Annotated in this window: 3 protein-coding genes, 5 tRNA genes and 1 rRNA gene; all 9 read right to left on the reverse strand. The window is 47.9% G+C overall.

Translation table 11 applies throughout. From position 1 onward, the window contains the following. Positions 1-493: 493 nt before the first annotated feature. Entirely contained in the window at positions 494-2,230 is a 1,737-nt protein-coding gene (locus ACKX2L_RS11315; protein WP_497553311.1) for a hypothetical protein, read from the reverse strand. Further along, the gene (locus tag ACKX2L_RS11320) at positions 2,202-3,107 is read right to left on the reverse strand and encodes an ABC transporter ATP-binding protein (RefSeq protein ID WP_497552115.1); all 906 of its coding nucleotides are present in this window, start codon (positions 3,105-3,107) and stop codon (positions 2,202-2,204) included. The genes ACKX2L_RS11315 and ACKX2L_RS11320 overlap by 29 nt, the downstream gene beginning before the upstream one ends. Next, positions 3,104-3,466 carry a GntR family transcriptional regulator gene (locus tag ACKX2L_RS11325; protein ID WP_497552116.1) on the reverse strand — a complete coding sequence of 121 codons (363 nt, stop codon included), beginning with the start codon at positions 3,464-3,466 and terminating at the stop codon, positions 3,104-3,106. Before ACKX2L_RS11325 ends, ACKX2L_RS11320 begins: the two co-directional genes overlap by 4 nt. Positions 3,467-3,659: 193 nt before the next feature. Further along, a tRNA-Arg gene (locus ACKX2L_RS11330) sits at positions 3,660-3,733 on the reverse strand. Positions 3,734-3,998: 265 nt separating this feature from the next. Then, a tRNA-Asp gene (locus tag ACKX2L_RS11335) sits at positions 3,999-4,072 on the reverse strand. A gap of 13 nt (positions 4,073-4,085) precedes the next feature. Further along, a tRNA-Ile gene (locus ACKX2L_RS11340) sits at positions 4,086-4,159 on the reverse strand. A gap of 34 nt (positions 4,160-4,193) precedes the next feature. Further along, positions 4,194-4,265 (reverse strand) — tRNA-Glu (locus ACKX2L_RS11345). 39 nt (positions 4,266-4,304) lie between these two features. Beyond that, positions 4,305-4,377: transfer RNA gene (locus ACKX2L_RS11350), tRNA-Asn, on the reverse strand. Positions 4,378-4,538: 161 nt separating this feature from the next. Beyond that, a 23S ribosomal RNA gene (locus tag ACKX2L_RS11355) occupies positions 4,539-4,652 on the reverse strand; the annotation flags it as partial.

Raw genomic sequence — 4,652 nt, forward strand, 5'->3', positions numbered from 1 at the left:
TGTCATTCGTTTCCTTCGCTTTACTGCTTTTAGGTTTGTTATGTCTCCATAACGCGTTCTTTAAAAAATTCTCTCATTTAGAATCTTTCAAGGTTGTTTCATTGTTCAGTTATCAAAGTGCTGTTTTCTTTCGGCGCTCTCTCGTGCCGACTTCATGTACTTTACTCTTTTTTGATATGAGTGTCAAGCGGATTTTATATTTTTTCTCATATTTTTTTGCTGCCTGATTTTTCACCTGAACTCTACCACTTGTCCTCGATGAAAATGGTCTATATTTCTCCTGAAGATTATGCTGCAAATCCTCGATTGAAATGGTCTATATTTCTCCGCAGGATTCTTCCAGTATATACGAAAACAGACTGCAAACGCAGCCTGTTTTCAAAATTGGGGGTTTCTGAATCAGGAACTGATCTGTCACATGATTCCAAGGGAATCCGTATTTCACGATCAGCAGCTGATTTTCACATGGTTACTATGGAATCCGTATATCGACTCAGTAGCTGAGCTTCTCCGGATGTACATAGAAGGATCCGCCGCTATTGGTGTCCTCCGACAGCTCTGCCGGCTCCACATAGAGATCATTGTCCTTCAGGACCTCAATGGTATTGGTAAAGGACTGATAAACCGGGATCTGGCAGTACTCTGCCTGCCAGCCGCCCAGATTCAGGTCAACCGAGATCTCTCCGATCTCCGATTTATAGGCCTCAGTCTCGTAATTATAGTCTTCCAGATCCTTCAGGTAGGCCGTCCGGATTTTCTCGTAGACCTTGGGGTTCTTTGCCATGCGTCTGCCTTCCGCATCCGCGCTGTAGTCAAAGTTCTGATAGGAAATATAGGCCGACTTCAGATTGTTCCTGATTTTTTCATCGTGGTAGACGGTGAAGTAGCCCTCTTTGAATTCCTTACTGTCGATTATCTTTTTCATTAAATTCTCGGAAGAAGAAGGTATGGAAACATTGCGGGCCTTTACCTTTCCGTTTTTCATCCGATAGGCGATCTCTACGGAATAGAGGGTATCCTCATCAGTCTCCGTATTTTCTCCCGCCTTCAGAAGTGCATTGACCGTATCAATATCCGTAAGTTCCATATACCTGCTTTCAAATTTACTGCTTCCAGACGGACCGATCCAGGCACTGACAACCTGGCTCTTGTCCGGTACCCAGTGGCCATAGCCGAAGAAATCCAGACCGCAGGACAGAAGAATCGCAAGAGACAGGATGCAGCCGATGGCTGTGTAGCCCATGCCCCGGAAGGCCTTCCGGATATCGGAATTGTAAATTGCTTCCATGAGGCCGCCGATCAGGACTGCGGAAACGATGATGGCAATCACAGAATCCTTAAGCGTGCCGGAACCGCCATAGCAGGAGACACCGATCAGAAGGGAAAGAAGAAGAACCAGAAGGATCTTCGCGATCACTCTGACGGCCTTCAGCGGCACCGTCTTACCGGCGTCTTCATTTTTCCGGAAATGATAGAGTGCAAAGGCGGCTGCCGTTACAATAGCTGCACAGATCAGATTCTCCGGGATTCCGATCCCTGCCTGCTTCTGCAGGGACAGAATCGGGGAAAAGATCCCATAGTAGGAGATCCCGGAGCCGCCGAAATTGGGCAGGAGCCGCATGCAGAAATTCAGGCTCATCTTGAAGGCCGGTTCAAAGGCCAGGAGAACGATCGTGGCCAGGACGGAAACTACCAGATTCCCGGTCAGCATGACGGCCAGAACCGATACCGAGAAAATAGCCAGAAAGATGGTAAGATCCATACCCAGACAGAAAAATGCAGTTTCAACTGCTTTCACGCTGCAGACACGATAGCCAGCCATCGACAGCAGTCCGAAAACCGTTCCGGACAGATGGGAGAAGAAGAGGATCAGAGCGCTGTTCACATAGACAGCAAAGAAATGCTCATTTCTGGTAAAGGGCTGACTTTCGTAGAAATCCAGCATCTGCCGGTTGGACAGCCAGCGGAAGCCTTCAATGGCAAGAAGGACCGATCCGACTGCAGTAATGATACCATTCATGGAATAGGGTCCCGGGACGGTCGCCGCTGCTGATATCAGAGCACTTTTTCTAAGTCCCGCCTGGATATTTGACGAGAGATAGAGAAGAAGAAATCCGACATTATAGAGGAGGTAGGTTACAAAAGCCAGAACGACCAGCCACTTCCGTCTCTTCGTAATATTTTTCTGTAAAGCAATGAAGTTACTGAATGATGAGTTTTCTGACATCATATCCCGCTCCTTCCGTTTCTGCGATAAACAGTTCCTCCAGTGTCAGAGGCAGTATTTCAAAGAAGATCGTATCAATATGGGAAAAGATCTCTGTGATCTCCTCTCTTGTAGCCTTGACGGTCATCACATGAAGCTTACCCTGACGTTCGTCCGAAAGAATCTTTACCGACCCGGCCAGTTCCTTTACGGAGGATTCGTCCTGGAATACACACTGTAATTTCAAGAGGCCAGTCTTTATTTCATCGATGGACTCGGATAAAAGAAGACCGCCCTTGTGAAGAAGACCCACATGATCGCAGATGTCCTCCAGTTCCCTTAAGCTGTGGGAGGAGATCAGGGGCGTGAATCCCCGGTCTGCCATCTCGTCCGCAAAAAGAGACTTCACTGCCGTCCGCATGACCGGATCCAAACCGTCAAAGGTCTCGTCCAGAAGCACATACCTGGTATTCGTGCAGATGGCCAGAACAATGGCCAGCTGCCGCCGCATTCCCTTGGAAAAGGTCTGGACTCTCTGGGCCGGATTCAGAGCAAAGGACCAGAGAAGCTTATCGAATTTCTTCGAATCAAAGGCCGGATAGAGGCTCTTATAATAGGCTTCCATAGCCCTGGGAGTTGCATTTCCAAGAAAATAGGGATCATCCGATACAAAGACGAACTCTGCCTTGGCAGCCGGATTGTCCCAGCTGGTTTTTCCATCTACGGTGATCTGGCCCTTGTCTGCCTTCAGAACGCCGGCGATCAGACGCAGAAGTGTACTCTTTCCTGCTCCATTGGTTCCGACAAGACCTGTGATTTCACCATCCGCTATAGTCAGGCTTACATCCGTAAGCGCCGGTGAAGAATCGAAGAATTTACTGACATGCTTTGCCTCAATCATTGTTCCCCGTCCTTTCCATCATCCTCTAAAAGTTCCGTTCTGCTGATCCCGACTTCTTCCGCCTCAAGAAAAATCTCTTCCAGTTCAGCTTTCAATTCAGCCTTTCTCTTCTTCCGAAGCTCAGGATCGACCTTCACAAAGTTTCCCCGCCCTTTGACGGAATAGATAAATCCTTTCTGTTCCAGCAGCGCATATGCTTTCTGCACTGTATTCGGATTTGTCGAAAGCTCGACTGCGAGTTTTCGAACCGACGGCATAGGCTCATCGGCAGATAAAGCTCCCTTCAGTATCAGTTTTTGATACATATCAGCGATCTGCTCGTAAATCGGCCTAGGATCCTGATAATCAAGGAAATTCATAAGCATCTCCTTTCTGTCCTATCTGTACTAGTTATACTATTACAGTATAGGCATGTCAAGAGAAATTTAGACCGGAAAAAGGAAATTCAAAACGATCGATAAGATTAGAAGAATTGAAGAAAAGTAAGTTGCAAGAATGGAAGAAAAGAAAGAAATATAAAAAAAGGAGATGCTCTTGCATCTCCTTTCCAAACGTGCGTGAGAGGATTCGAACCCCCGACACCTTGGTCCGTAGCCAAGTGCTCTATCCAGCTGAGCTACACGCACATATCCTGTCATGATTTCGAAGAAATCATGACCTACGCAGTTGCCCTCGGGCGAAGCCCGATCTTCCATTGCAACTGCTCCTTACGACGATTTCGAAGAAATCGGGACCTACGCAGTTGCCCTCGGGCGAAGCCCGATCTTCCAATGCAACTGCTCCTCGTCACGATCTCGAAGAAATCATGACCTACGCAGTCGCCTCGGGCAAAGCCCGATCTTCTAATGCAACTACTCCTTGTCACGATTTCGAAGAAATCGTGACAATTAACGACCCGAGAGGGACTCGAACCCTCGACCTCCGCCGTGACAGGGCGGCGTTCTAACCAGCTGAACCACCGGGCCTTATTCTTTTCAGTGGACCTTCGGGGACTCGAACCCAGGACCGACCGGTTATGAGCCGGCTGCTCTAACCAACTGAGCTAAAGGTCCCTTCTTAAAGGTATCTGCTCCTTTTGGCTTCTGATGACCCCAGCGGGATTTGAACCCACGATACCACCGTGAAAGGGTGGTGTCTTAACCGCTTGACCATGGGGCCTCGGATTCTCTATCTATCCTTTCTCGGATACAAAGAAAGCTCCCCCTGTTGGACTCGAACCAACGACACTTCGGTTAACAGCCGAATGCTCTACCGACTGAGCTAAGGAGGATCACTGTAAAGGTGTATACCTTCAAAACTTCATATAGATTGTCATGACTCCGAAGGAGTTATGACCTGTCTCGATTCGCTAGAATCGAGACCAGTTTCAATCCGTCAGGATTGAAACACCTGGAAAAGATTGTCCTTCCAACTTACTGCAATGAAACCTTCTTGATCAAGCCTTCGATCGATTAGTAACAGTCAGCTCCATGCCTTACGGCACTTCCACCTCTGACCTATCTACCTTGTACTCTTCAAGGGATCTTATGTCCTTAATGGACGGGA

Origin of the sequence: Porcibacter vitabionis, from assembly GCF_046263795.1 — a bacterium.
Classification (GTDB): Bacteria; Bacillota; Clostridia; order Lachnospirales; family Lachnospiraceae; genus Lachnocurva.

Coding starts and splice junctions, on each gene's coding strand:
- ACKX2L_RS11315 (WP_497553311.1), bottom strand. CDS start 2,230: ATGATGTCAGAAAACTCATCATTCAGTAACTTCATTGCTTTACAGAAA.
- ACKX2L_RS11320 (WP_497552115.1), bottom strand. CDS start 3,107: ATGATTGAGGCAAAGCATGTCAGTAAATTCTTCGATTCTTCACCGGCG.
- ACKX2L_RS11325 (WP_497552116.1), bottom strand. CDS start 3,466: ATGAATTTCCTTGATTATCAGGATCCTAGGCCGATTTACGAGCAGATC.